Annotated in this window: 25 protein-coding genes and 1 tRNA gene; 13 read left to right on the top strand and 13 right to left on the bottom strand. The window is 50.6% G+C overall.

Annotation, left to right across the window (positions count from 1 at the left end; genetic code table 11):
- The first annotated feature begins 46 nt into the window (after positions 1–46).
- The 5 genes from PsAD37_RS19380 (at position 47) to PsAD37_RS28165 (ending at position 6373) form a co-directional block, all read left to right on the top strand.
- Positions 47–3109, top strand: coding sequence for an aminotransferase class III-fold pyridoxal phosphate-dependent enzyme (locus tag PsAD37_RS19380; RefSeq protein WP_063297540.1), 3063 nt, complete (start codon positions 47–49; stop codon positions 3107–3109).
- Between the two features lie 258 nt (positions 3110–3367).
- Positions 3368–3673: a hypothetical protein gene (locus PsAD37_RS19375; protein ID WP_063289197.1), complete on the top strand. Its 306-nt coding sequence runs from the start codon at positions 3368–3370 to the stop codon at positions 3671–3673.
- A gap of 112 nt (positions 3674–3785) precedes the next feature.
- Entirely contained in the window at positions 3786–4556 is a 771-nt protein-coding gene (locus tag PsAD37_RS19370) for a DUF2793 domain-containing protein (RefSeq protein WP_084407968.1), read from the top strand.
- Positions 4557–4650: 94 nt separating this feature from the next.
- Positions 4651–5427: a glycoside hydrolase family 108 protein gene (locus PsAD37_RS19365; RefSeq protein WP_063297538.1), complete on the top strand. Its 777-nt coding sequence runs from the start codon at positions 4651–4653 to the stop codon at positions 5425–5427.
- 292 nt (positions 5428–5719) lie between these two features.
- Positions 5720–6373 (top strand): hypothetical protein, encoded by a 654-nt coding sequence (locus tag PsAD37_RS28165; protein WP_153039809.1) that lies wholly within the window; start codon positions 5720–5722, stop codon positions 6371–6373.
- A 62-nt stretch (positions 6374–6435) separates the two neighbouring features.
- Here PsAD37_RS28165 and PsAD37_RS19355 read toward each other — a convergent pair whose 3' ends face one another.
- Positions 6436–7122, bottom strand: a complete 687-nt coding sequence (locus tag PsAD37_RS19355; protein WP_063297536.1) for a hypothetical protein — start codon at positions 7120–7122, stop codon at positions 6436–6438.
- A gap of 458 nt (positions 7123–7580) precedes the next feature.
- On the opposite strand from PsAD37_RS19355, the gene PsAD37_RS19350 reads away from it, so the two are divergent.
- Genes PsAD37_RS19350 through PsAD37_RS19330 form a run of 5 tightly spaced genes read left to right on the top strand, consistent with a single transcriptional unit; the run spans position 7581 to position 10468 of the window.
- A complete protein-coding gene (locus PsAD37_RS19350; RefSeq protein WP_063297535.1) occupies positions 7581–8387 on the top strand; it encodes a glycoside hydrolase family 108 protein in 807 nt (268 codons plus the stop codon).
- 42 nt (positions 8388–8429) lie between these two features.
- Positions 8430–8798 carry a hypothetical protein gene (locus PsAD37_RS19345; protein ID WP_153039808.1) on the top strand — a complete coding sequence of 123 codons (369 nt, stop codon included), beginning with the start codon at positions 8430–8432 and terminating at the stop codon, positions 8796–8798.
- Positions 8795–8989, top strand: a complete 195-nt coding sequence (locus PsAD37_RS19340; protein WP_063297533.1) for a hypothetical protein — start codon at positions 8795–8797, stop codon at positions 8987–8989. Before PsAD37_RS19345 ends, PsAD37_RS19340 begins: the two co-directional genes overlap by 4 nt.
- A gap of 4 nt (positions 8990–8993) precedes the next feature.
- Positions 8994–10226 carry a hypothetical protein gene (locus tag PsAD37_RS19335; protein WP_063297532.1) on the top strand — a complete coding sequence of 411 codons (1233 nt, stop codon included), beginning with the start codon at positions 8994–8996 and terminating at the stop codon, positions 10224–10226.
- Positions 10223–10468 (top strand): DUF3310 domain-containing protein, encoded by a 246-nt coding sequence (locus PsAD37_RS19330; RefSeq protein WP_063297531.1) that lies wholly within the window; start codon positions 10223–10225, stop codon positions 10466–10468. Before PsAD37_RS19335 ends, PsAD37_RS19330 begins: the two co-directional genes overlap by 4 nt.
- 1125 nt (positions 10469–11593) lie before the next feature.
- On the opposite strand, the gene PsAD37_RS19315 is transcribed toward PsAD37_RS19330, so the two are convergent.
- From PsAD37_RS19315 to PsAD37_RS19295, 5 genes are all read right to left on the bottom strand, one after another.
- Positions 11594–11670: transfer RNA gene (locus tag PsAD37_RS19315), tRNA-Pro, on the bottom strand.
- A gap of 136 nt (positions 11671–11806) precedes the next feature.
- Positions 11807–13075, bottom strand: coding sequence for an O-antigen ligase (locus PsAD37_RS19310; RefSeq protein ID WP_208991981.1), 1269 nt, complete (start codon positions 13073–13075; stop codon positions 11807–11809).
- Complete coding sequence (locus PsAD37_RS19305; protein ID WP_063297528.1) at positions 13072–14631, bottom strand: undecaprenyl-phosphate glucose phosphotransferase; 1560 nt, start codon at positions 14629–14631, stop codon at positions 13072–13074. Before PsAD37_RS19305 ends, PsAD37_RS19310 begins: the two co-directional genes overlap by 4 nt.
- Before the next feature lie 12 nt (positions 14632–14643).
- The gene (locus tag PsAD37_RS19300; protein WP_063297527.1) at positions 14644–15858 is read right to left on the bottom strand and encodes a glycosyltransferase; all 1215 of its coding nucleotides are present in this window, start codon (positions 15856–15858) and stop codon (positions 14644–14646) included.
- Positions 15859–16040: 182 nt separating this feature from the next.
- Positions 16041–16598, bottom strand: coding sequence for a polysaccharide biosynthesis/export family protein (locus tag PsAD37_RS19295; protein ID WP_063297526.1), 558 nt, complete (start codon positions 16596–16598; stop codon positions 16041–16043).
- Between the two features lie 220 nt (positions 16599–16818).
- On the opposite strand from PsAD37_RS19295, the gene PsAD37_RS19290 reads away from it, so the two are divergent.
- Positions 16819–19188, top strand: coding sequence for a GumC family protein (locus PsAD37_RS19290; RefSeq protein WP_063297525.1), 2370 nt, complete (start codon positions 16819–16821; stop codon positions 19186–19188).
- 27 nt (positions 19189–19215) lie between these two features.
- Here the strand turns inward: PsAD37_RS19290 and PsAD37_RS19285 are convergent, their stop codons facing one another.
- Entirely contained in the window at positions 19216–20433 is a 1218-nt protein-coding gene (locus tag PsAD37_RS19285) for a GNAT family N-acetyltransferase (protein ID WP_063297524.1), read from the bottom strand.
- Positions 20434–20588: 155 nt separating this feature from the next.
- On the opposite strand from PsAD37_RS19285, the gene PsAD37_RS19280 reads away from it, so the two are divergent.
- Positions 20589–21668: a polysaccharide deacetylase family protein gene (locus PsAD37_RS19280; protein ID WP_208991980.1), complete on the top strand. Its 1080-nt coding sequence runs from the start codon at positions 20589–20591 to the stop codon at positions 21666–21668.
- A gap of 29 nt (positions 21669–21697) precedes the next feature.
- Here the strand turns inward: PsAD37_RS19280 and PsAD37_RS19275 are convergent, their stop codons facing one another.
- A complete protein-coding gene (locus PsAD37_RS19275) occupies positions 21698–21901 on the bottom strand; it encodes a DUF2842 domain-containing protein (RefSeq protein ID WP_057464452.1) in 204 nt (67 codons plus the stop codon).
- A gap of 290 nt (positions 21902–22191) precedes the next feature.
- Between PsAD37_RS19275 and PsAD37_RS19270 the strand changes: the two genes are divergently transcribed.
- Positions 22192–23277, top strand: a complete 1086-nt coding sequence (locus PsAD37_RS19270) for a COX15/CtaA family protein (protein WP_063297522.1) — start codon at positions 22192–22194, stop codon at positions 23275–23277.
- A gap of 133 nt (positions 23278–23410) precedes the next feature.
- Here PsAD37_RS19270 and PsAD37_RS19265 read toward each other — a convergent pair whose 3' ends face one another.
- From PsAD37_RS19265 to PsAD37_RS19250, 5 genes are all read right to left on the bottom strand, one after another.
- Positions 23411–24694: an O-acetylhomoserine aminocarboxypropyltransferase gene (locus PsAD37_RS19265; protein WP_063297521.1), complete on the bottom strand. Its 1284-nt coding sequence runs from the start codon at positions 24692–24694 to the stop codon at positions 23411–23413.
- A 319-nt stretch (positions 24695–25013) separates the two neighbouring features.
- Positions 25014–25454 carry a CoA-binding protein gene (locus PsAD37_RS19260; protein WP_063297573.1) on the bottom strand — a complete coding sequence of 147 codons (441 nt, stop codon included), beginning with the start codon at positions 25452–25454 and terminating at the stop codon, positions 25014–25016.
- A 7-nt stretch (positions 25455–25461) separates the two neighbouring features.
- Complete coding sequence (locus tag PsAD37_RS28910; protein WP_370446619.1) at positions 25462–25692, bottom strand: hypothetical protein; 231 nt, start codon at positions 25690–25692, stop codon at positions 25462–25464.
- A 13-nt stretch (positions 25693–25705) separates the two neighbouring features.
- A complete protein-coding gene (locus PsAD37_RS28905; protein ID WP_208991979.1) occupies positions 25706–25918 on the bottom strand; it encodes a hypothetical protein in 213 nt (70 codons plus the stop codon).
- Positions 25919–25939: 21 nt separating this feature from the next.
- The gene (locus tag PsAD37_RS19250; protein ID WP_063297520.1) at positions 25940–26770 is read right to left on the bottom strand and encodes an enoyl-CoA hydratase; all 831 of its coding nucleotides are present in this window, start codon (positions 26768–26770) and stop codon (positions 25940–25942) included.
- Between the last annotated feature and the right edge of the window lie 226 nt (positions 26771–26996).

Here is a 26996-nt window from a genome sequence, read left to right as displayed (position 1 = left end):
TCTGAAATATCAGTGTGCGTTATATTCTGGGCAACTGGAGAGACTTATGACTGATATTAGCCATCCCGCCCCTAATTTTGACCGCGATACCATTGCAACCCTTCTGTTGGAGCATTGGAACCTGAAAGGTGACTTGTCTCCATTGGAAAGCGAGCGCGACCAGAACCATCGCCTTGATGCAGAGGATGGCACGCACTGGACGGTCAAGCTCGTCAATGCCAGTGAGCCCGACGCTGAGACAGGTTTTCAGACAGCCATGCTGCAGCATCTTGCTGTGTCCTCTCCGGATTTGCCTATGCCGCGCCTGCGCCTGACAAAGGATGGTGGAGCCACGCAGAGTGTCACCGGACCGGATGGAGCATCTCATGTCATGCGTGTGGTTTCCTGGGTTCCGGGGGTGCCGTTGGCTGAAACTCAGCGTGAGGATGGTGTTGTTGCCAGTTTGGGAACGTTGCTTGGCAAGATGGACAAAGCGCTGCGTGGTTTTGTGCATCCAGGTGCTTTACGTAGCTTTGAGTGGGATTTACGTGCGGCTGGCGATGCGCGTGCGCGCCTGAGTGCCATTGGTGATCCTGATCAGCGGCGCGTGGTTGAGTACTTTCTTGATCGGTTTGACGGGATTGTTGCTCCGCAGCTTGCCGGCTTGAGAGCTGCTGTCATTCACAATGATGCCAATGACTGGAATGTGCTGGTTGATCCAGAAGATCATTCCCGCGTCTGTGGTCTTATTGATTTTGGTGACAGCCTGCATACGCCCGTTATTGCAGAAGTTGCAATTGCGGCGGCCTATACGATTATGGAGATGCCTGATCCGATAGGCGCTGCTGCTGATCTGGCTGCTGCCTACCATGCTGAGTATCCGCTGGAAGAAGGGGAGGTTGATCTTCTCTTTGATCTGATTGCTATGCGGTTGGTGACAAGCGTGAGTTTGTCTGCTCTGCGGAAAGAGGAGACCGACGACAATCCATACCTTGCTGTTAGTGAAGCGCCAGCCTGGAACCTGCTTTACAAACTTTATGGCATGAAACCATCGTTTGCGACTGCAATCCTGCGCAAGGCCTGTGGTTTTGATGCTGTGCCGGGTGCTCGGAAGGTGGCAGCGTTTTGTGCAAAAAACCGGAACTCATTTGCCCCGTTGTTTGCGCGCCATCCCAAGCTCATGTCCAAGGCGTTGGTGCCTTATGCTGATCCTGAGAATGAGATGACTGTAACGTCTCGTGATCGTCAGCCAGAAGCAGCGCAGGAGTGGTGGGAAGAGTACTGCGAGGCGCATGGCGTTGAGCTTGGCATTGGTCCATGGGGTGAAAGCCGCAGTGTTTACTCCTCGGATTTCTTTGAGAGCCGCTTCATCGAAGGAGAGCGCCGCCGGAACCATCTGGGGTTTGATTTGTTCCTGCCTTCAGGAACCCGTGTCTGTGCGCCAATGGATGGCAAGGTGCGGTCTGTGGTGATTGAGACAGACCCGCTTGGTTATGGCTGCATGATTGCGTTGGATCATGAAACAGACTGTGGTCAGCCGTTTGTGAGCCTTTGGGGGCACATGGCCCATGAGGCAGCGAGCCGACTTAGTGCGGGTGATGTGGTCAAAGCTGGTGAGACAGTCGGGTATCTGGGTGCGGAAGATGAGAACGGTGGTTGGGCTACCCATCTTCACCTGCAGCTCTGTGCTGACGTTTCCTTGAGTGCTGAAGAAATTCTCGGTGTTGGCGAAGAGAAGTATCTTGATGTGTGGGCTGACTTGTTTCCGTCTGCCATCGATTTTGCTGGATTACCGCAAGAAACACTGGGCAGTACTGGACGGTCAGTCGGCGAGATTGTTTCATCGCGTCGTCAGAACCTGTTGCCGAATCTTTCCATCTCCTACAGCGAACCAATCAAGTTTGTGCGTGGTGTGGGTGCTTATCTTATTGATCACCGTGGGCGGGCCTATCTGGATTGCTTCAACAATGTTTGCCATCTGGGCCATGCGCATCCAGATGTGGTTGAGGCCTTGTCTCATCAAGCGGGTTTGCTCAACACCAATACGCGGTACCTGCACGATAACATCGTTGAGTACTCTGCGCGCCTGACAGCGACACTGCCGGATGATCTGGCGGTTGCGTCGTTTGTGTGTACGGGCAGTGAGGCGAACAGCCTGATGCTTCGCATGGCAGAGGCGCATACAGGGCGTCGTGATGCAGTGGTTCTGGATTGGGCCTATCATGGCACAACACCTGAGTTGATTGCGCTGAGTCCCTATAAATATAAGCGTAATGGTGGCAAGGGGCGGCCCGACCATGTGTTTGAGGCAGCTATTCCGGATGCCTATCGTGCACCGACCGACTGGGCACCTGAAGAGATTACTGCGCGCTATGTTCAAAGCGTTGCTGAACAGTTGGATCTGATGAAGAAGCAGGGGCGTGCTCCCGCATTCTTCATTGCTGAATCAATTCCAAGTGTGGCTGGTCAGGTGTTTATGCCAGATGGTTATCTGGAGGAGGTCTACAAGCTGATCCGTGCGGAGGGTGGTTTGTGCGTTGCTGATGAAGTGCAGGTTGGGTTTGGTCGTGTCGGATCACATTGGTGGGCCTTTGAAACACAAGGTGTGACGCCGGATGTTGTGACTATGGGCAAGCCGATTGGTAATGGTCATCCTATGGCCGCGCTTGTGACTACTCGTGAGGTTGCCGCTAGCTTTAACAATGGGATGGAATACTTCAACACTTTTGGTGGTAATCCTGTTTCCTGTGCTGTTGGGCTTTCAGTGCTGGACGTGATTGAACGGGATGGATTGCGCGAGAATGCGCATGTTGTTGGTGACTACATCCTCTCTGGCTTCCGAAAGATGATGGAGAAGTATGAGTTTATTGGCGATGTGCGCGGCATGGGCTTGTTTCTGGGCATTGAGCTGGTGAGAGACCGCCGGACCAAAGAGCCAGCAACAGATATGGCGAGACGTGTTGCCAACCGTGCGAAGGACCTTGGTATCTTGATGGGAACCGAGGGGCCATATGACAATGTGTTGAAGATGCGGCCACCGATGATTTTTTCTAAGGAAAATGCCGATTACCTGCTGGATGTTCTCGATCAGGCCATGAATGAGTCCGTTTCAGCTCTGGAAACCATGTAAACTATCAAAAAAGGGCCAAAGTCTGGCCTTTTTTACCTGAAGAATAGGCGGGGACAGGAAGTTGTCTCCGCTTTTTCTTTGACCTGAGGGCTAACGGGATGAAGATAAGAGTGAGTTCAATTCATGTTCAAAATCCGGAAGCGTCGCTCTTGATCGCAACGTCCTGAGTGCTCCGGCTTGTTGTTTTGGGTTTGTTTTAGAACAGGTTGGCATGCCATCCGTTTGAAAGCAGGCCCCAGAGTTTGAAGGTGGGCGAACATGGTAACCATTGAAAGCAGTGCAAGCATTACGGCCTGGGGTGAGCGAACCTTTGGGCAGGTTGCTGACCTGAATGCGTTGATTGCGCGGGCAAAAGAAGAGCTTGCCGCTCTGCAGCTGGCTGTCGAAAGTGGCGAGAGTTCACGTGATGTCGCTGCGGATGCCGCGGAGATTGCGATCCTGCTGCATCGTCTTGTTGGTTTGCATGGTGCTGAGCTTTCATTTGCCGTTGACGAGAAAATGGCTCGTAACCGTACGCGCATCTGGTCTCTGGCTGGTGATGGCACTGGTCGCCACGTTGCTTAAGCTTTTGGTTGTTGCTGCGGGCTGACCTGCCTGCGGTCTTCATCTCAACTTATCCCCCTTGTGACGCTGGATGGTACGCTTTGCGTAGGCTAGGCGATCTATGGGGATCATGATGAGTGAGACGACACCGCATCTAAAGCTGCCATTTCTGGCAGCTGCTCAAGCGCAAAAGCATGTCACGCACAACGAGGCTTTGGCACTTGTTGATCTGGTTGTGCAGCTTTGCGTTGTTTCCAACAGTGTGAGCACACCACCTGCAGACCCTGTAGAAGGGGTGCGTTATATCGTGCCTGCTGCTGCGACGGGTGCTTTTGCCGGGCAGGAGAGTAAGATTGCAGCCTTTGATGGTGGCATCTGGCGGTTCTTAGCCCCGGTTGAGGGCTGGGCGGCATGGGTGCAAAGCCTTGGTGCGATGCAGGTTTTCTCTGGTGGCAGTTGGATTGGGTTTTCTTCTGTAACTGGGCTGGGCGTTGATAGCGTCACAGGCGGTGCGGCGTTTCAGCAGGAGAAGACTGTGCTGAGCGAGAGTGCCCATGGTGCACAGAGCCAGTTCGTGACCGCAGATGAGCTGATTACCGTTTCTGGTAGTTTTGTTGAGAGCTCATTGGTTATTCCCTCCCGTGCAATTATATTTTGTGTTTCCACCCGCGTGGTTGAGGCTGTCACGGGTGCAAGTTCCTACGATTGCGGAGTTGCTAATGAGACAAGCAAGTTTGGTGGCTCCCTGGGCATTGCCGTTGGTTCTAGCAATGCGGGCGTGATTGGGCCGACGGCGTATTATGTTGACACGCCAGTTCGGATGACCGCGAATACTGGTGACTTCACCGGAGGCAAGGTTCGATTGTCCTTGCACTACTTCCTACCAGTGGTGCCACAGAACTGATCTTTACCGTTTGAATTTTATGGGCCGCATCTGCGGTCTTTTTTGTGTTTGCACGGGGGGCTTTGGCTCCCGTTTTTTATTAGGGGACTGAGAGATGCAGGATACCTTCCAATTGATCGTTTCGGACTTGCTTGAGAGTGAAGGGGGATTTGCCCATCGAAGCCGTAAGGCTGATCCGGGCGGTCCAACAAACTTTGGCATTACTCAGCGGACTTTGAGTGCTTGGCGGGGACAGTCTGTCAGTATTCAAGAGGTGCAGTCTATGGATCAGGCTGAGGCCGTCGATATCTTTCGGGCGCAGTATTGGGATGCTGTGAAGGGAGATAAAATGCCTTCAGGGTTGGATTATGCGCTTTTTGATTTTGCTGTGAACTCCGGGCCTGCACGGGCGGTCAAAACGCTTCAAGTTATCCTTGGCGTTGTTGTTGATGGTGTGGCTGGTGTTGAAACGTTTGGAGCACTTGAAAAGCGTAATGTGCGTGATCTGGTCGGTAAGCTTTCGGCTGAGCGTCTGCGTTTTATGAAGCGGCTTAAGAACTGGCCTTACAACAAAAATGGATGGAAGCGCCGGGTAAAGGATGTTCAGCAGCGTTCTTTTGAGTTGATCAAGTCGCCAGCATCTGCGGCTCAATCACTGCCTGTCCGTGATGGAGTTATGCCAGATGGCGCAGCCAAAGCGCGGGGCGAGGAGACATCTGCAATGAGCACTTGGTTGACGCCAGAAGGGATAAGCAAGGCCGGGGTGCTGATCTCCGCAGTTTCCGGCATGCTTGCCGGTTCTGGGCCCTTGCAGTGGGCATTCGCTTTTGTGCTTGTTGTTGCAGCAGGCATTGGTGGTTATCTGATGATCCAGAAAGAGCGGATGGCATAGGTTTGAGTTCGGGGGGCGAAGGAGCGAGAGCTTACGCGGCGGTGCTGTAAAGCTCCCCAGTGATTTTTGAGCATCGGGCAATCTGTAATGGGAACTACCAATGACGTTCTGCCAAGGACGTTTTAGTGTGCTTGCAGGTTCTCTCAATACAACCGGGCACCAAAATTCTGAACTGCTGGAAAGGCATTGCAGGTTCCATGAAAAAACTTAGCTTCGTTTCTCTTCTTCTTGGTTTTACCGCTCTTACAAATGCGCATGCAGGTGAGGTGGTATTACTAGCTGGGGCGGAGCTGTGTTCGCGGAAGGCGCTGATGTATCTGGTAGCATGTATTATGGTGCTCAGGGTGCCCATGGCGGCTATTTATCGTTTAAAGATGGCAAGGCTAACGATTGTTATCGTCACGCCATTAGAGCTTCGGATGCAGGTATTGTCGATGCGGATGGTGCGGAAGCACAAAATGCAGGATATTGCGGTTTCAGGTCTTATGAGGCAAGTATTCTCTCAGCCGTTGGCGGTAATGCAAGCGGGTCTCTTAATGGATTCATGGCCTACCACGGATCTACGTTAAACGCTCGGCAAGGAATAGCAGATAACTGCGGAGATAGTTGTATTTTGGCAGAAGGAACGTCTAGGGTCGAGACCCCAAACTTCAATGGGTCAGGTGCAAAAATTGGTTTGTTTGCCTCTAAGTCATCTGTGATTGATGCAGATGAAGCAACCGTAACAGGTTGTTCTGAGTGGGGCGCGGTAGCGGAGCGATTGTCATCTATAAACTTATCAGAGGCTTACATGAGGCAAGGCAACAGCGATCAACCTACAGATGCTGCAATAAATAGCGGTTCAAAGATCCTAGCTGTTGGGATGACTGGCGGGATTGGTAATTACGGGACAGGGCACGCAATTGCAGATAATGTGGTTAGTGTGCGTGGAATTATATTCCAATAAATTGCGCTTTATTGCTAAACTCTTAGAATACGCCGCTATCAACGTTGGCGGCGCAATTAACACTACTTCGATGAAACAAACTGAAGTATGTCACTAGAAAAACGTTCTAAAAGTCCTTCATCAAAACGAGCTTTCGCTGTTTCGATATCGCGTTCTGTCAAACCTTTTAGGGTTTGCTGGTAGATCGGGAGAGGAAGCGGCGCGTGACCTTTGCCCCACTCGCGAAAAATGAAATTTATACCATATAAATTTTGGTCAATTGCTTGCGTGCCACCAAGGAAAGAAATGAGAGGCACTGCATGTTCGGGTACGTGGGTATCGTTTGCATTTTGAAGATATAAGCCCCCTGGAATATTGGACTGCCTAAACTTTTCCATCAGGTTTGTGCAAATACCACGAAATGAACCCTCTAGAGAGGAAGGGGTATGCCAGCCAAAGCAGGCAGAAGCATATCTCTCGACAGCTCGCAGTTTATATTTAAAGATATCTGTTTGGGGATTTACTGCGAGGAACGTTGATTGTGGTAGCATAGAAGCATAGAACAACGCCGCGAAGCCACCCGCGCTGGAGCCTGCAAAAACGTTCCTCTTTGAATTAGATGCCTTTATAAACTTTTGTATAATCTTTGGCAAAGTGCTTTGTAGCTTCAAGTCCTGAGCGCCAGCATACCAAGCGATACCCAGGTTATTGGTATATTCTAAACTTGGATCTGAAATACCCAGATAAGATGCGTCTATCTCCTCAGTCATTTTTCTCCTGAGAAAACAGGAAAGCGAACAACTTTCGATCTGTTCACTGCAGCTGAGAAAAAGACAATTAATTTCTGAGATTCAAGGTTTGGGCGAAATGTAACTCGAATTATTCTGTTATTGCAGCGTATGTTGGATACCCCGCTCTTAGGGGTGGAGTTAAGAAATGAATTTAAGTCAACGTACTCATGATCTTGCGTTGCCTTGCCTACTACTTCGTTCCTCTGCGTGTGAATCGTCAAACCTTTCCCCCCTCAAGTTAGTATTTCGAGGGGATACATATTTTACTTTTTATAAAAATGGAAGGGGAATGCTCCGGCTTTTACAGCAAGGCATTGTGCGCTTTTGTGGCTTCTGCTCTCTGTACGTCAAGACTGAAGCCCTTTAACCACTCTCACGCACTCCTATTAACCCGCCCGCACAGCACACGCTGGAGCGGGTTTTTTAATGGATAAATCATGGCAAAGCAAAATTTTGGCCTCGTTATGAAGTGGGTTGGTCTGTCCGAAATGGGATATGTAGACCACCCCAAAGACCCCGGAGGCGCAACAAATCACGGGGTGACAATCAAGACGCTTTCTAAGTGGCGTGGCTGTAACGTCTCTAAAGACGAAGTGAAGGCTCTCACGAAAGTAGAAGCAGAGGAAATTCTCAAAACTTGGTTCTTTGATCCTGTTCGGTTCGATGAGCTACCTGCGGGCCTTGATTATACGGTTGTTGACTTCTCTATCAACTCAGGCGCAAAGCGTGCAATCGAGTATCTGCAACGTGCTTTGGGTGTTGATGATGACGGCGTTTTTGGTCGGGGTACTATGGATGCTGTCAAGCGCGCCGCCAATGAAGGCGACATGCCAGACTTAATTAAACGGCTCAATGAAAAGCGTTGGGCTTATATGAAGCGGCTGAGTAACTGGAGCTCATTTAAGAACGGTTGGACCCGTCGTGTGATGGGTGATGAAATCGGCATTCAAGATGGAGATATTGGCGTTATTGATCGTTCCACCAGACTTCATGAACAAGCTGTCGGGGTAAGTGCAAAATTACCTATCCCAGTACCGAAGCCTGCTGCTGGCAAGGCTGAGGGAAAAGCAAGCCTTAAATCAAACTGGATGCAGCCGGAAGGCCTCAGCAAAATTGCAACAGGTGTGAGCATGTTGGGCAGTGCAGTTTCAGAGCAACCTATTCTTCAGGTTGGCCTTGTCGCTATGGCACTGCTTGGCTTCGGCTTCCTGCTCTGGCAGCAGATGAACAAGGAGCCTGCCTAATGTGGAGTACTCTTGCATCATTGGGGGGGGGAGCTGCTCGGCTTGCCTTCCGCTGAAAAGCTATTGGACCGAGCGTTAGATACCATCGACAAGCGAACAGATTCTGAAACAGATCGCCAGAAGCTTCGCTCTGTGGCGATTGAGCGGCACCTGAGCTATGAAGCAGAACGCAGACAAACGGCGATGGGATGGCGCATTTGGTGGGCTGTCTGGTCATTGTTCGCGGTTCCGCTTGGTATTTGGTTTGCCCATGTTGTTCTCGATACCGCGTTCGGCTTTCCGTGGCAGGTTGCTGACTTGCCAGACTCTATAAAACCATGGGGAAACGATATCTTCTTTTCAATCTTTGGCTCTGGGGTCTCTGCTGCGGCAATCCAAACAATAACAGGCGCAATCAAGGGGCGGAGATGAACAGAGTTAATACTGTCGCTACCGTTCCAGTAGCGGGTGTTATGGTGACATTCCCATTCTACGACTGGCTGAACTGGTTGGCGGACTGGCTTCAGCCAGTCGCCTTCTTGCTTGGCTTAATCTTTTTGCTCTTGCGGCTCTATGTTTTCATACGTGATGAGCTTCCAAGAAAGAAGCGGGGCTGTGAGTAGCTGCATGACTGAACAACATAAACGCGCAACAGATGAGCAGATCGTTGCAGCGTACAATGAGGCCGGTGGCGTTCGTCTTTTGAAAGAGCAGGGCTTAGATTGCTCTTATGGACGCTTCCATCGTCGCTTAAACGCAAACTCCGAAGATGGAGGGAAACCTCCTGCCGGAATGCAAACACGTTCCCTGCGCGTTTCTGAAGATGGTAACGGCAATGTAAAGGGGCGTTCCTATCAATATGCCTTAGAGACAGGAGAGGGCGAGCAGCTTCCCAAGCACCTTAAAATCAAAGGTGCAACCGTAACCAAGGAACCAGATGGGAGCGTAAGCCGGACATGGCTGAAGTACTCCCAAACTGAGCTGAGCCCTGAATTCGTTGCGCGAGAGATAATCGAATCGTTTCGCGAGGATTTGCCGCGAGCGCAGCCGGTTGTGGCTCCCGAGGTTGGCGAAGTGGACTTGTGCGCAACCTATATCCTTACTGATTATCATCTTGGCATGCTGGCAGATGCAGATGAAACCCGCGTTGCCGATTGGGATATGTCCAAAGCAGAGGACTTAATTGTCCGCTGGTTTGGAGCTGCAATCAAGCAGGCGCCGAATGCTAAGACGGCTGTTTTAGCCCAGTTGGGCGACTTTCTGCATTGGGATGGCCTTTTGCCAGCCACTCCAACAAGTGGGCACATTCTGGATGCCGATACTCGCTGGCATAAGCTTGTGCGACGTGCGCTCTCTATCGTCCGGCAAATTGTTGAGATGATGCATCAAAAGCACGAAGAGCTGCACCTTATTTGGGTTTCCGGCAATCACGACATGTCCAGTTCAGTCATGATGCGGGAATTCCTGGCAATCCTTTATGAGAATGAACCGCGAGTAACCGTAGATACAACAGCAGATCTCTATCACGCCTTTGAGTTTGGAAACACTTCGCTTTTCTTCCATCACGGTCATAAGCGTGGCGTCAATCAAGTAGCGCCGACTATGGAGGCAAAGTTTCGGGATATCTACGGGCGCACGCAACACAGCTATGCGCACATTGGACACTTTCACCACAAAGACCAGCTCAAGGCTAAGGAAGATTCTTTGATGGAAGTGGAGCAGCACCAAACGCTCGCGCCTGCTGATGCACATTCTGCAACATCTGGTTATGTCTCAAAGCGTGCCGCGAAAGTCATCACGTATCACAAACTACACGGTGAAACCGGGCGACTGACAATTAGGCCGGAAATGGTACAATGAAAGACTTGATTGATCTGAATGAGCCTAAAGCGTCTCAAACACAGGTAGGCGGCGACCATTATAAAAATCGGCCTATTCAACCTTTTCAGTACTCAATGAAAAACAATCTGGACCCGTTGCAGCACACGGCAGTGAAGTACGTTACTCGCTTCAGAGAGAAAAACGGTATCCAAGATCTGGAGAAGGCGAAGCATTGCATTGACCTTCTCATCCAGTATGAAACTACCGGGGGAATAGACTAGGACGATCTGCAACCCGTCCAAAATGTTCCTTTTAGGGCGCGGCTATTTGGCTGCGCTCTACTTCATTGCCTCCCTTCCTGATTTCCTCAAATCTATCTTTATAGATCTGACGGCAAATATCTTGCCTACCATGCCTTTCTATGAGGCTTTTGTAATGGCTCCCAACACTCTTCAGATCCTCCGTGGACTTTGCAAAAGCGCAAGCCATAGCAAACCCCACGTAGAGCTCAGAGGGGCGCTCAGGCGGGCCTTGATAAGGCAATACCAAACCTCCTATCGTTGATTAGTCGCCAGTCGGCTCTAAACCCGCTGATATGGCTGCGCACGCTAAAGCGATGTGGCGTGGAATAACGACCAAGCGCGTTGGATCTTCGCGCCTATGGCCTGTCTCATAGTTCAGGACGCTACCCTCAGATATGCCAAGAGCTTCGGCTGCAGCCCTTCTTGATCTGAAACCATTCGCTTTTCGCCACGCTTTAAAGCTCTCTGGGGTCATTCCAGGCACCTCAAAACATTCTCATGAGAGTTGGCAGATAATAGACTGCAAGAAAAAGCACAAAGAGTGCTGCTAAAATGATAGCTGACTTTCGTTGTGTTTTCATGTTTCACCCGCTATGTTATCACTCAGGAGTTGCGGGAAGGGACCATCCTTCCCGCCCCTCAAGTTACCAGTGTCGATAGACATTAGCGATAATGACTATCGCAACGATGACTTGAAGGATGAAGCTTGCAACTTCAAATGTCATAAGCTTTTCTCCTGAGTTAAGGGGGGTGGGAGTACCCCGCCCCCTTCACATTTTCTTTATATTGCACCCAGTACATGAATGCAATTAAAAGTTGTACTGTGTGCAAGAAAAAGCAGATTTCTTATCAGCCTGCTCTGCAGTGCATGAGCGCCTTGCGTATCTGCATATTCTAATGGCTAAACGCATATTCGGTCAGGTAGAAGAACTAAACAAAAAGCACGCTATGGCATGAGAGAAGGCGCACTGCTACCGGTTCAGCCAAGAAATGAAGTGTTCCAATAGCGCTCAAAACTAAAGGCTTTTTCTGTCTGAAAAGGTTCACTTTGAACATCTGTTCAGTGGCACGCTTTATTTTCTTAAGCTAAGCCTTTGAAAAGATTGGTCGGGTAGGCCGGATTTGAACCGACGACCCCTTCACCCCCAGTGAAGTGCGCTACCAGGCTGCGCTACTACCCGAACCTTGAGGAACCTTGCGCCTGGATGCGTTGCCGCATATGCAAGTATTCCTATTTGTGGAGCTGCCTTAACAGCTTACCACACAACTTTCCTACCTAATTCAGGTTGTCCGATCAAGGATCAAATGAAACTGGGCTTATTGTGCTGGTGGAAAACGCCTGTAGCGTGAGATGCCGGATTCCGCTGCGATGATGGCCCACAGAATGCCGAGTAGCAGAAAGTAGTGGCGCCAATGATCTGTGTCGATAATGAAGCTAACACAAGCGTGTAGCAGGAACGCCACATAAGTGCAGATGATGTATTTCTGCCAAGGCCGGGGCTTGAAGACCAGTGGCAAAGCTTTGATCAATGTCCAGAAAACAAGCGTTACATAGGACAGGCCGCCAAGCCACCCATAGGTTGTAAAGGCTTTGAGGTAGGAGTTGTGTTCATCCTCAGGGAAGATGGAATTGAAGCCGCCGACACCAAGACCAAACGGGCGTTCTGTGACAAGTGTGAAGCCTTCCCCCCAGCGTCCAAAACGCCCTAAACGTGCGCCGTCATAATCCTGCACGAGCTTGGCGCGGAGCGTGAACATCTCCGAGATCGATTCAATTGAAAGAATTGCAAACAGCGCAATGATGAGGCCGACACCTGTAAGACCAAGGATACCGAGCAGCTTCATACGCGGTAGGGAGCGCTGCTCGTTGATGAAGACGAGGAGAAACACCATGAGTGCTCCGCCCAGTGTCATGCCCCAGGCTGCACGGGAGAAAGAAAGGAACGCTCCCAGCAAGAGGATGAGCAGCGCGCCTGACTTGAAGATGTTCTCTCGCAAAGGCTTGGTAAGAATGTCGTAGATGATCAGCAGCGTCGGCAGGAGCAGAAAGGGGCCGTAGACGTTTGGATCCTTGAAGGTGCCTTTTGCGCGGCCATACAGGGTGAACTGGTCATAAGCGCCGGGGAAGGCGTTGAAGTAACCAGCAATGGCAAGCAGGGTGGCAAACAGAGCCGCCAGCAAGTAACCCTTCTCAATGATGACTATCCGTTCAATTTTTGCAGACAGGGTTGCTGCATACAAGAACGATGAAAACGCCAGGAAGATCGTTACGGCATAGAAGGTGACGGCTTCTTTGGTGTCTGCGGCTGCGGGTAAGGCAAGAATTCCGCCTGCTATGTAAAAACACAGCAAAATCAGAAGAGGCAGAATGTCCTTACGCAGTTCCAGCCCAAAGAAGGACCAGCCCACCAACAAGAGGGCGATCAGCAGATCATAGGGAGCTGGTTCGATGATAACGAGCGCGCTCACAGATGCGGTCAGGAACAACAGCGCTCTGGCTATTGTTTCTGTGCCGATTGTCAGAGGCACATACCAGAAGGGGTGTGTATTTCTGGTTGCATCGTGTGGGCGCGATAAGTCGGTCAATATGCGTTTTCCGTTTCCAGAAGGCAGAACGGTGTTTTAATCAGGATGTAGAGGTCAAAGAAAACGGACCAATTTTCAATGTAGTAGATGTCGCATTCGACACGCTTTTGGATTTTGTCTTCGGTATCCGTTTCGCCGCGCCAACCTTTGATCTGCGCCCAACCGGTGACACCTGGCTTGACCTTGTGGCGTGCGAAATAGCCATCCACCACGTTCTCATAGAGGCGATCTTCGGCTTTTGCGGACAGAGCGTGTGGGCGAGGGCCAACGAGAGAGAGCTGTCCCATCAGTACGTTCATCAGCTGAGGCAACTCGTCAATGGAGGTCTTGCGGATGATGCGACCGATTTTGGTAACGCGTGGATCGCCTTTGGTCACCAGTTTTGAGGCGTTGGCGTCCGTCATGTTGTGGTACATGGAACGGAACTTGAAGACGTCGATCAGCTCGTTGTTAAATCCATAGCGTTTCTGGCGGAAGATGACCGGGCCGGGACTGTCCAGCTTGATCAGCAATGCTGTGATCAGCATAACCGGAGAGAGGGCAATCAGCGAAATGCTTGCGAAGAAGATATCGAAGGCGCGCTTTGCAATTGTGTCCCAATCTGCGATCGGTTTTTCAAGAACATCCACAAACGGCACTGCGCCCACGAAAGACGAGGCCCTTTGGCGGAAGCGGAGTTTATCAGCATGCGCTGAGAGGCGGATATCGACCGGGAGAACCCAGAGCTTTTCCAGCAGCTGAATGATGCGCTTTTCTGCGCGGATCGGGATTGTCACCAGCAACATGTCGATTTGGGCGATGCGGGCGAACTCTACCAGATCAGAAACGTTGCCAAGCTTTTGATAGCCTGCGACGTTTGGTGGGGAACGATCATTTGAGCGGTCATCAAAAATCCCGCAAATCTCAATGTCATTGTTTGGTTGGCGCTCAAGTTCTGCGATGAGATCAGCAGCACTTTGCCCACCTCCGACGAGGACTGCTCTGCGGCTCAAGCGACCCATGCGAGTCCAGCGCACAATAAAGCCACGCATGACCATTCGGAAGATTGTGAGGACCACAGCCCCGCTCACAAACCACTTCAGCAGGAAAGTCTGTGGAATCTCCGTAGAGGGTAGGATAAGCAGCAGAGACGTGATCAAAGCCGCGAATACCAGTGCCCATGCTGTGATGAGGCGCATGGCCTGAGCCACGACTTTTTGCAGGGCGTTGGCTTGATACATGTCAGCCATTTGAAACAACATGACACCAATCAGGGAGGCTTCGAACAGTGCGAAGATCTGCCAGAGAGGCGGGATATCAAGGGAGGCTCCGCTCAGATAAGCGAAAACACCTGTCAGAACGATCAAGGTCGCATCTGAGCAGCGCATGAAACCATCAAAAACCGTTTTAGAGATGGTGTTGGTGCGCAGGGTAGCTGCCACCTCCAGAGCATCCTTGGACAGATTACTTATCGTGATGTCTTCATTTTGTGTCAAAGAAGTCTGCTGACCGTTCGTCCCGGATTGGTCATCAGGTGACGGGCCACTCTCAATTACATTGAAGCGATGCTTGACCATTATGTCGTGCGCCTAAGTGAGTTTGTTTTGTGAGTGCAGCGTGGACTGTTGAGACTGCTGTGAGGCGTCTGCCAGTTCATCTTTCGCACTTTGAACAGGGTGATAAAGTTGGGTGATGCTCTGCGCCATTTGCGACAGAGTGAAATTCGTTTTCAGATGGTTCTGCAGTTGCAGGCTTAGTTGGGTTTGCTCTTCAGAATGAGCAAGCGCCCAACTGACTGCATTTGTCAGTGACTGCTGATCATCAGGTTGAACAAGTGTTTTGTGATGCTCTGCATAAATCTCAGGTATGCCGCCTACGCGGGTTGTGATCAGCGGTTTTTGTGCTGCAAGGAGTTCCAACACGATATACGGCAGAGCTTCTGCTCGTGAGGGAATGATTGCTGTTTTGCCGCGTGGAAGAGCTTGGCTGAGTGGTAAGAACCCATGAAAGGTAATGTAGGCTTGTAGCTTCTTATCTCGGACCATTTGCTCAAACAGAGCACGGTCTGGGCCATCTCCTATAATTGCAAGGGTTGGCTTGGTACTGGAGTTTTTGTGCAATTCATCCAGAGTATTGATGAGCAGATCGACGCCTTTCAAAAGACGAAGCTCTCCGACGAAGAGTAGGTCAGCTGCGTTCTCGCGAGCTGTGCTGCGTTTGAACTCTACTTGCCGCAAACCGTTATGTACGATCTTGTGGTGTGGATGGTTGCCGTTCAGGCCGATCTTTTGTTGATAAGCTGCTTTCTCAAACGCACTGGTAAACACAAGTGAGTCTGTGAGTGGTCTCAATAGCTTTTCAAGCGTGATATAGACTTTGCCTGATGTGGTTGAGAAATCGTAGTGGAGGCTGCCGCCGTGAGGGCTGTAAACGCGCTGGGTTTTGATTCCGTGTAGCCTCAGTGCAGACCCTATGGTGCGTGCCCAGACGCCACCTTTAGCGCCATGACCGTGCAAGACATCCGGCTTTAAAGGGGCAAGATGTTTTGTGAGCTTGTAGAAGTTGAAAAGGTCTTTGGGAGCGAGTGATCGTGCCATTGGAACAGCGAGTAAGCCAAGGGAAAGACTAGGCTTTAAGGCTTCTAATTGCTTCATTGATGAAGGAGGGATAGCGTTGGAGGCACACACAATGCCAAGTTCATGGCCCATCTCGATCTGTTCTTCAACAAGATCCATAAGATGACGAAACGCGCCGCCTAAAGGCGCACGTATGCAATGAACGATTTTCAGCTTGTCCGTAGACATCCGCAGCAAACTCCCCACCGCGCATGCATTGTCTTATGCTCCCCAGCACAGACCGCCGCGCAATTGAGTTTATTGCTAGCTTAAAATACTGTTTGACCTGTTAATCGACAGGGTTAATTAACTCTTAATCGTGAGTTTTAGCCTAATAAAACGCAAAGGCATGTAGGGTGCATGCTCTTAATTTAAAAGAGCCTTTCATGCACATAGAGTGTGTCGCCAGGGCGAACCGGTGTTGTGATTGGTGCTGGCCCGCTGGCAATTTCACCGCCGATCTGCCGGGTCAGGTCAACATCCTGCTGGCGTGCTCTTGCAGTAAAGCCTCCAGCTGTGGCGACGGCGTTTTGCACGGTCATGCCTGGAAGGTAGGCGTACTGGCCTGCGTTTCTGACTTCACCCATGATGAAGATTGGTCGGTAGACGGAAACTTCAACAGAAACGTCGGGATCGCGGATGAAACCGTTTTTTAGACGGGCGCGGATCATGCTTGCGAGTTGTTTTGGAGTTTTGCCTGTTGCGTTGATCTGACCGATCAATGGGAAGGCGAGGCTGCCACCCTGATCAATCTTGTAAGTATTAGACAGATCAGCCTGTCCAAAAACAATAATGCGGACTTCGTCGCTTGCAGCAAGAGTGTATGGCTGGACCAGTTCCTCATGAAAAGCAGGCTCTGGCTTTTTATAGGATGAACAACTCACTAACAGAGTTAAGCCAGCAATAACTGCTAGTAGGCGCGGGCGCATTACGAAATCCTTTAAATTCATTGAGAGTATATTTCGGCGCTTAAGGTTAACAGAGTATAAATATTGTAATTATCCTCTAGTTAATTTTGCAAGAATTGTTGGGCGCTTTGTCATTTCTTTCCAGCATTTGATTAAGGTGCTTAATAACTTGGTTACCCTGTCTATGCATTCTTGTGATTGAAAATTGTTTCGGGCTTTGTGTTGAGTGGGGAAGTGGGCTGTGCCGCAAGAAGATGTCTTTCTTGATATGGGCGTGCTGTTCAAAAAAGTGTTTAAGGGGCTCCTCTGGGTGGTCCCTTTTGCAGCGCTGATCGCCTTTGGCACTTTTTACCTGGCCAGCAAGCAAACTGCTAAATACACAAGCGAATCCAAAGTCCTCATTGATACAGCCAAGATTGTGCTGCCTGGCCAAATCCGTAACAGCGAGCAGGAACGTTCTCTGCTGGATAAAGAAGGTATCGCCAGCCAAGTACAGTTGCTGCAGTCGCGTGATTTGGCGCGCCACGTTGTGCAAACACTTGATCTTGCAAACAACAGTGTTTTTGCGGCTAAAAGCAAGCCGGGCCTTGTTGATCAACTGATGACCCGTGTTGGGCTTGAACCGACATCTGGCCAGGTGAGTGAAGCCGAGCGGCTGTTGAACAAGTTCACGAGCAATTTGGATGTGTATCAGGTCGATGGATCCCGCGTAATCGCAGTGCGCTTTACGAGCAAAGACCCAGAACTTGCTGCACGTGTTGCTAACACGGTGGTCAACGAGTATCGCATGCTGCAGGACAATGCGAAGCGCGCGGTGACCAATAACACGGCTGATGCACTTGCGCCTCAGGTTGCACGCCTTGAAAATGAAGTTGAGGCTGCGAAAAAGACCGTTGCTGAATTTCGTGCGGGTGCTGACCTGTTGCTTGGGTCCGAAAACAGGACGCTGAACCAACAGCAGCTGGCTGAACTCAACTCTCAGGTTTCTTCCGCCATAGTGGCTAAGTCGCAGGCTGAAGCTCAGGCGCGACAGATCCGATCCTTGCTGGAAGATGGTGGGTCTTTGGAAACTGCGACGCAGGTTCTGGCTTCGTCTCTAATCCAACGCTTGCGTGAGCGTCAGTTGGCGCTGGAAAATCGCATTGCGGAGCTTTCAACTACGCTCCTGCCAAATCACCCGCAGATCAAAGCACTGCGCTCCCAGCTGCGTGGGTACGATCGTCAGATCCGCGCTGAGGCGGAGAAAATTGTTATTGGCCTTGAGAATGATGCCAAGATTGCTCAGGACCGTTATGTCGCTCTCAATGAGCAGGTGAATGCGTTGAAGGTAGAAGCTGCCCGTTCGGGCGCTGATCAGGTTCGTTTGCAGGAGTTGCAGCGCGAAGCACGCTCCAAAGAAGAGCAGCTGAACCAGTTGCTTGTGAGCCTGCGCGAAGCTGAAGTGCTGCAGGGCGTTGGTGTGCTGAATGCTGACTCCCGTGTGATTTCACGTGCCTCTGTGCCAAGTGAACCATCTGGCCGGAAACCTTCTGCGCTTGCTGCGATTGCTGGTTTCGCCGCGTTCTTCCTCGGCTGCCTTTGGGTGATTGCACGTGCTTTGATTGCTGGAGAAGTTTTACGCCGCGAAACATTTTCTACGCCAACGGCACCTGCCGCCAATCCGAAAGAAGCGACTGGTACGGCAACCTCTAATGCGCTTGAAAGCGTGGTGGATGCAACGACCCGCAGCCATGCTGTTGCCGCTCCTCCTGTCGAGTTGAAGCCTTCCTTTGTTGAAGAGGAAGACAAGTCTGATGAGGAGCAGGAAACTTCAGAGGAGGAAGAGCCTCAAGAGGAAATGACAGAGCTTGCTGAGGAGGAAGCTTTTGAAGAAGAGCATGACGAAGCACGCGAAGAAGAAGAGTTTGACGAGGAGTTTGAGGAAGAAGAAGCAAGTGCTGAGGTTTCGTCAATCACTCTAAAGGAAGTCAAGGCTGATAACGCCAATCAGCTTGCAAAGGTTGGCCGTGTGGTTGTGCTCAGTGTTGAGGATGAAAGCCTGTCTTCACGCGTTGCTCTAAGCTGTACGCGCAAGATTGCCGAGCGCGGTATTATGCCTGTGGTCGTCGAGGTGCGGTCTGAAGGCGGTGAAGGGGCACAGTCCATCCTCAAAGAAACGCCGCTTGAAGAAGTTGGGGATGTGCCTCAAGCTGAAGAGGGTTCTGATGATCCGTTGAAGCCGGGTTTTGCAGAGTTGTTGGAAGGCGAGGCGGCCTTTACGAACGTGATCCACCGCGATCCTGTTTCCCGTGCGCATGTGATACAATCAGGTGTCATGCCTATTCGTGATGAAGTGGTTTATGGCGGGCGCTATAATCTCATCATGGAAGCCCTAGATCTGACGTATGACGTAATCGTGGCTGATCTCGGTCTCATCGAACCGAGCTTGATTTGCGCGCAGATGCTTTCTGAAGCGGATCGCGTAATTATTGCGACTGACGGGTCACCAGCAGGCCCTGAACTGGAAAAAGCTCTGACCATCCTTGAAAAGCACACCAAGGCACCCGTTGAGGTGGAGCGAGTGGTCAGCAATGAAGCTGCGGCTTGGCTACAGGTTGATATGGCAGCATAAAAGCTGTTCAAAATGTTTTGAGTGAGCTTAGTGCTGTATGCGAGCGAAAATTCTACGAACACGCCTATAAAGCTGCCAAAATCTCTCGTTGTTTCTAAGCTTACGTTTAGAGCTGAGTATGACGTTTTCGAGAGCCGCGGCGAGCTTTCCTTTGAAAGTGAGTGGTTCGATCCAGTCCTTTAAGTGTTCTGGTTCAGCCCATGCCAGCTTGAAACGCTCTTCGCCCAATCCAAAGTCAAAGATCTCCATGCCTTCATTGCACATGTCCTCAATGACGTGCTGCATGAGCAACTCGCCGGGACTATGTCGCATCAGTTCGCCATTAATGATGGAGGTGCAGTAGCAATATACTCGTTTTCCAGACTTAAGACTGAGGCATGTGCTGATGATCTCATCATCAAGTTTCAGGCTGTAAACCACCGGTTTTGACGGGCTGTCATCTTGCGAAAGGTTTGAGAATGCCTCACGCACGAAACGCTGGTAGTTGGGAAGGGCGAAGGCGGTTGGAATACCTGTCTCAGCCTGCCGGAGTTCTCGTTGCCTAATCATGGCATCAACGGCGGCGGCTGCGCCTTCTTTTGTGACTTCGGCCTTGAAGCTGAGCGTGCCCAGTGACTGAAGTTTGCTAAGTTTACTGCGGTGCTTTTTGCGGGCACCTTTAGAACGTTGTGCTTTGACGAATTCTTCCGCAGGGCTTGTAAGCTCAAACGGATAGATTGCATTGGTGCTCGTGGTGTCATCCAAACAGATTAACGGGTTGTCGTAGGTGCCCACACGACTTGCCATGTTGCCAAGGTGGATGAGATCAACGCCCCATGCTTTGAGGGCTGCAACTAGGCGAGGGCGGAGAAAATGTGCCTGCGGAGCTTGTAATAGCTCTTGAGACCAATAGCCCGTGTTCTGGTTGAAGATTTCCTCTCCGAGCCATCGGGCGGTTTTTGCAAGGTGGCACTGATGGAGAGCGAGAGGTAGCAGGACATGGAGTTTTGCGCCGATGTACCCGACAACAATCAGTGTGGTGACTCTTTCTGAGTGAGCAACATGTTCTGCCCAGCTTTTACACCATTCATAGGCGTGATAGGCACTTCCATCGCCTGATGCTTCCAGAATGAGCCAATCATTCCGCAGTTTTGACAGGTCTGTATCTGAGATGATCTGAAAAGAAAACTTACTCAAATCCAGCGTGTTATTACAATCAGCACGGTTAGAGCGCTCGCTGTTTGACGTGGATTGTGGAAGTGTCATTGAAAAATGCCCTAAATAAAATACAAGGAATTATTAGTTCCAAGCTCTTAATGAATCTCAAATCTAACTAGGTAGAACAACCCAAATTGAAATTAATCGTAAATAATTCCCAGTTACAATTTGAGAGATATTCGGTTTGGAACTAGGGGGTCTCCGTGCGGAAGTCCTTCAAGCATTTAGTTATTGATTACGCCAGCTACTTTTTAAGTAGCCGTGGGCCTGCCAGATTATTCAGGAACATGACCGCTGGTGATGGCATTATTTTTACGCTTCATCGTGTTCTCCCTGAAACGACCGGGCCCTTTCAGCCTAATAAACTGCTTGAAGTTACACCAGAATTTTTGCGTAAAACCGTTATTCAGGTTCGGCAGGCGGGATACGAGTTTATTTCACTGGATGATGCTTTGGAACGGCTTCAAAGCAAAAGGCAATGCTCTCAGAAGTTTGCGGTTTTGACTTTTGATGATGGTTATAAAGATAACCGAGATGTGGCTTTTCCCGTGCTAAAGGAACTTGATGTTCCTTTCACCGTTTTTATCAGCAGCGAATACAGCAAGCATAACTCTGAGCTGTGGTGGATTATCATAGAACAGCTCATCGCTGAGAATGACCACATCTCATTCCGATATGAAGACAAACAGTTTGATTATGATTGCACCTCTTTAAAGCATAAAGAGGCATCGTTTGTATCAGCGCGTTGCATGCTTATCAGCGAGGTGCCAGAGGCTAAACAGCGGGCAGTTATTCGGGAGGCTGCAGAGCGTTATGGATTGGATTGGCGAGTGCTTTGCCGAGAGCTGATTCTGTCTTTTGAAGAGTTGCGTGCATTCTCTCAGGATCCACTGGTCAGCCTGGGCGCACATACGGACACTCATCCGATGTTGGCGCGGCTTTCTACCCGAGAGGACATCCGACAGCATATTCAGGCAGGGCTGGAGGAGATGACTGCGCAGTTAGGCAAGACGCCGATGGTATTAGCGTATCCTTACGGGTTCGCTGAAGCGGTTGATAAACGCTGTGAAAGTGTTGCTGAGGAACTGGGTTTTGCGGCGGCTGTGACGACACAACCGGGAACCTTGACTACGGAAAATCTCAAGCGACGCTATCATTTGCCACGTGTCTCATTGAATGGATTACATCAACACCAAAGAATGGTTGATGTGTATCTGACCGGAGCCGCGTTTGCGGCTTATTACACGGTGAAGCGCATCCGGTCTTTTTTGAGAAGAGCGTGAGCTCTGATCAGGACTTGAACCTTTAGGGCCTAGCGCTTTTTATAGGTCCAGCTGATAATCAATCCCGCCGGAACCACCCAGATCAAACCAGCAATTGCAAAAAAGATAAGCTTAATAGACCAATGCTTGCCCGCCATTGTTATATCGCCAATGACCATTGCCAGGAAGATATAGACAAGAACAAAAGTCACTAAAAATACCATGCCGATGAAACGGCGAAATGGCGAAACCATAGAGTTCTCCTTGAAAGCCTCTTTGCGTAGGGCCTTTCTTTTCCGCGCAAGCCATAGTTCAAAATGCATATATTTTTCAAGAGGATCTTGCTGGTAATTTGCAATTTAGATTGTGCAGACCCGCTTTCGTGTTCTCTAAGTCTATGACACAGCAGTGCTATTGCATGACTGACTTTCACCTGAAAAATCTAGGTAATTTGTCTAGACTGCTGTGAGGATCTGCGTATTTTTCCTGATTTGGTTGCTGATCTGACATATATAGGGGCAAACAAGTTCTTCGAATAGGTGTCATGTCTACTCCGTTCTACAGTTCAGATCTTTCTGCTCAAGACCTTTCCAACCGCAGGCAAATTCGCGTGTGGTTGCTGTTTATCTGCTTCCTGATTTTGGCCATGGTTGTTGTGGGCGGGGCGACCCGCCTGACCGAATCCGGCCTTTCCATTACTGAATGGAAGCCAATACATGGTGCCATTCCGCCGCTGAGTGCAGCTGAATGGGCGGAGGAGTTTGAGAAATACAAACAGATCCCGCAGTACAAGCTGCTCAATGAGGGTATGACGCTTGGCGAGTTCAAGTCTATCTTCTGGTGGGAGTGGGGACACCGCTTGCTGGGCCGGGTGATTGGGCTCTTCTTTTTCATCCCGCTTGTGTGGTTTTGGGCTCGTGGACAGGTGAGTTCATGGCTTAAGCCGCGGCTTGTGGTTGCGTTCTTGCTAGGTGGATTGCAGGGGGGCATTGGCTGGTGGATGGTAGCGTCTGGCCTTGTGAACCGCGTGGATGTGAGCCAGTACCGTCTTGCTGTGCACTTGAGTGTGGCCTGTATTCTGTTTGCTTACCTGTATTATCTAGCAGCTGTGTTAAAGCGCCGCCCAGAGCTTGAGCGTGAAGGCTGGAATGTGTTTGGTGATGGTTTATTTGGTGCATATGCCATTGTTGGCTTGGTGCTCTTTCAGCTGTTCCTAGGGGCATTGGTTGCAGGCCTCAATGCAGGGCTGACATTTAACACCTGGCCGCTGATGGATGGGCAGATTATTCCATCAGGTTTGTTTGTCATGTCTCCTTGGTGGATCAACTTTTTTGAGAATGTGATGATGGTGCAGTTCCAGCACCGCATGATCGCTTATGCGCTGGTGATTGCTGTGTTTGTGCAGGGTTTCTATCTGATGCGCGGCAACAGAGAGAGCGTGCTGAAGAGCAATGCCAGCTGGTTGATGGTGGCGATTGTTATTCAGGTGTTCCTTGGTGTTGTGACGCTGCTTGGTATGGTGCCGATGGATCGCGCATTGGCGCATCAGGCGATGGCGCTTATTGTTCTGGCGCTCGCTGTCGAGCAGGTTTGTCTGCTTCGCCGCGAAAAAGAAGCTGCGTTGAGATGATGATTCAGTTTGTCTGACTAAGTGGTTGATGTGGAATTGAAAAAGGCGCCTTGCGGGCGCCTTTTTTTGTTTTATGGTCATTGCTGGTAGATTGATTCATTTTCCAATCATACCGCATTGAAATGTAAACGTATTATGCCTTTTCGAGCGCTTGCTTCAGATCTGCGATGATATCAGCAACATCTTCAATGCCAATGGAAACACGAACAACATCCGGGTCTGCTCCAGCAGCAGTTTTTTGAGCGTCAGACAGCTGGCGGTGTGTGGTAGACGCTGGATGGATGACGAGCGAGCGGGTGTCACCAATGTTAGCAAGGTGAGAGAATAGCTCCAGACCTTTTACCAGTTCAACACCTGACTCATAGCCACCTTTCAGGCCGAAGGTAAAGACTGCGCCTGCGCCTTTCGGGCAGTACTTCTGATGCGCCTGATGGAATGGGTCATTGGCGAGGCCTGCATAAGAGACCCAGCTGACAGCTGAATGGCTTTGGAGGAACTCAGCGACCTTTAGGGCATTGTCAGAGTGCTTCTGCATGCGCAACGCAAGTGTCTCGATGCCTGTGATGAGCATGAAGGCATTTTGCGGTGAGATAGCTGGACCGAGATCACGCAGGCCGAGGACACGACAGCAGATCGCAAAGGCGATGTTGCCGAAGGTCTCAAACAAGCGCATGTCGTTGTATTCTGGACGAGGTTCGGTCAGCATTGGATATTTGCCGGATGCTGCCCAATCGAATGTGCCAGCGTCAACAATTGCGCCGCCCATGGAGTTGCCATGCCCGCCCATGAACTTGGTCAGGGAATGCAGCACGATGTCTGCGCCGTGTTTGATTGGCTGGCAGAGGTATGGGGTTGCCATCGTGTTGTCGACGATAAGAGGCACGCCAGCATCTTTGGCCACTGCTGAGATGCCCTCGATATCCATGATAACGCCACCTGGATTGGCGACACTTTCGATAAAGACAGCACGAGTGTTTTCGTCGATCTGGTCTGTGAAGCTTTGTGCGTCCAGACCTTCTGCCCATTTCACATCCCAGCCGAAGCTTTTGAAAGAATGGTTGAGCTGGTTGATGGTGCCGCCATACATGCGCTTGGAGGCGACGATGTTGCAGCCGGGTGTCATGAGGGCGTGGAAGGCCAGAAGCTGTGCGGCGTGGCCGGATGCCACGGCCAGAGTTGCAGTGCCGCCTTCCAATGTTGCCACGCGCTCTTCAAGAACAGCGGTGGTTGGGTTTGTGATGCGAGTGTAGATGTTGCCAAATGCTTGCAGGCCAAACAAGGACGCAGCGTGGTCTACATCCTCAAACACGAAAGATGTGGTTTGGTAGATTGGTGTTGCGCGCGCGCCTGTGGTTGGGTCTGGTTTCGCGCCTGCGTGAATTGCAAGGGTATCAAAGCCTGGGGTGTGATCGCTCATAAGGCAGTCCTTTCAATGCGCTTGCAGGATGGAACGGTTCTGCGCAAGGTGCATGGTTTGCATTCCCTTGGAACAGGCGCGTCATTCTCTGCTGAAATTTATATAATTTCCCGCTAGGAACTATGAGGGGGCAACCGGAGGTTGGCAAGCTCAGATGAAAAGATGAGCGCTCTTCACTCTTGCAGAAAGCTCAAGCAACTTGCCGACTATTTGATGCTTGAAATTCTGTTCGCTTCTGCTTGGTGGGATTGGAAAATCGTTCTAATTTATCGGATGCGCTCTCAATGTTCGTGGTATCGAGAGCGCCTGATAGGAGTGTTTAGCAGGCTGTAACTGATGCCAGGCGTGGGATTTCGATCTTAGGGCAGCGGTCCATTACCACTTTGATTCCCTTGTCTTCTGCCCGTGCTGCTGCTTCGTCGTTTCTGACACCCAGCTGAAGCCAGATTGCTTTGGGGAGCGTTGGCAGAGCGATTACCTCATCGATGACACCAGCCGCTGCTTCTGAATTGCGGAAGACATCGACCATGTCGACGGGTTCTGGAAGGTCTGTCAGGGACGCATAGACTTTTGCGCCGGCGATTTCGGTGCCTGCCTGACCGGAATTGATTGGATAGACTGTATAGCCTTGTTCAAGCAAATAGTTGAGGACGCGGAAGCTGGCGCGTTCTGGTTTGTTGCTGGCGCCGACCAATGCGATTGTTTTTGTGTTTTCCAGAATGCCCTGAATGTAGTCGTCTGAATAATGATCGTGGTTCATGTTCTTATCAACTTTCTGCAATTTCATTGGCTGCCAGCTGCATTTGTCTGTGCTCTTCACGCAGTTCCTTGCGAATAACAAGCTTGATACTGGACCAGACAGCGTCAACTGCGCAAACCTTGATATCGACAAGTCCCATAGGCAAGCAAACTTCTCTAACCGTATCTTCTGTCACCTCTGAAGGGACTTTGGATGCTTTCTTAGGCCATGAGACCCAGATCATACCGTCTGCATTCAGTGTCCTGCGCAGTTTACTCAGCAGATCTGCTAGTTCGCTTTGACCCGTTACAAAAAATATGGGCAGTGTTTACGCCGTTTTCCAGAGTAGGCAGGAGGACCAGATCGTCAACTCCTGCTGCAATTTCATCGAAGACGGTTTGTGGCATGTTGTGCCACCAGCAGCTCATGCCGGGTTTCAGACCTAGCTTTTGAGCTAGTGATCTTTTTGAATGCCCGGTTGTCATGTGCGGCTCCCTACATCCTGATCAGCTGTCTTTCCAATCTGGTGTGCGCTTTTGAAGGAAGGCGTTGATGCCTTCTTCTGCGTCATTGGCCAACATGTTCTCTGCCATGACCTGAGAGGTGTAAGCATAGGCTTCTGCCAATGGCATATCGGCCTGCTTGTAGAATGCTTCCTTACCGGTTTTGACTGTAAGGGCTGATTTAGACGCAATGACCTCAGCGTATTTCTGAACCACGACTTCCAGATAATCGGCTTGCACCACCCGGTTGATCAGCCCGTATTCCTTCGCAGTGGAGGCATCAATGCTTTCACCAGTCAATAGCATTTCCATGGCCTGTTTGCGGCCAATGTTGCGGGTCAGCGCCACCATTGGGGTGGAGCAGAAGAGGCCGATGTTAACGCCGGGGGTGCAGAAGGTTGCTGTATCCAGTGCCAGTACCAGATCACAGGAGGCAACCAACTGGCAGCCTGCTGCTGTTGCAACGCCAGTTACAACGCCGATGACTGGCTTTGGAAGGTTCACGATCTTTTGCATGAGCTCAGCGCATTGATCGAATGTCTGCTGATAGAAGGCTTTGCCGCCATCTGCTTGCGCACGTGCAGCTGTTAGCTCTTTCAGGTCGTGACCTGCGCAAAAGACTTTGCCTTCAGCGCCGAGCAACACAACGCGCACTTCCGGGTTTGCTGCCGCTTCATCCAGTGCAGTGCAGAGTTCTTTCATCATGGCCATGGACATGGCATTCATGCGCTCCGGGCGTTGCATGACGATACGCTGAACACCATTGTGCAGCAGCTTGCCAAGCATTGGGCGTTCTGCTTCGCTTTGATCTTTGGTGGTGCCTGCGTCAGACATGGTGGTTCTCCATAGTACTGTAAATAGTCGTTGAGATGCCTTTAGCAGGCTATCGGGCCTTGATTAAGTGTTAAATCACAGAGTGAACAAAACTTGAGCCTAGAGCGTGCTGCGCCAGATCTGATTCAGGTTTCTCATTTTAACTTTTTGTGATTCAATGTTGCCATCCTTGTTTTTGGAGGGCACATGGGCAAGCCATATCCGATAGAATTACGTGAACGGGTTG

It is taken from the genome of Pseudovibrio sp. Ad37, from assembly GCF_001623075.1.
GTDB lineage: Bacteria > Pseudomonadota > Alphaproteobacteria > Rhizobiales > Stappiaceae > Pseudovibrio.
This window is presented reverse-complemented; position numbering and strand designations above follow the sequence as displayed.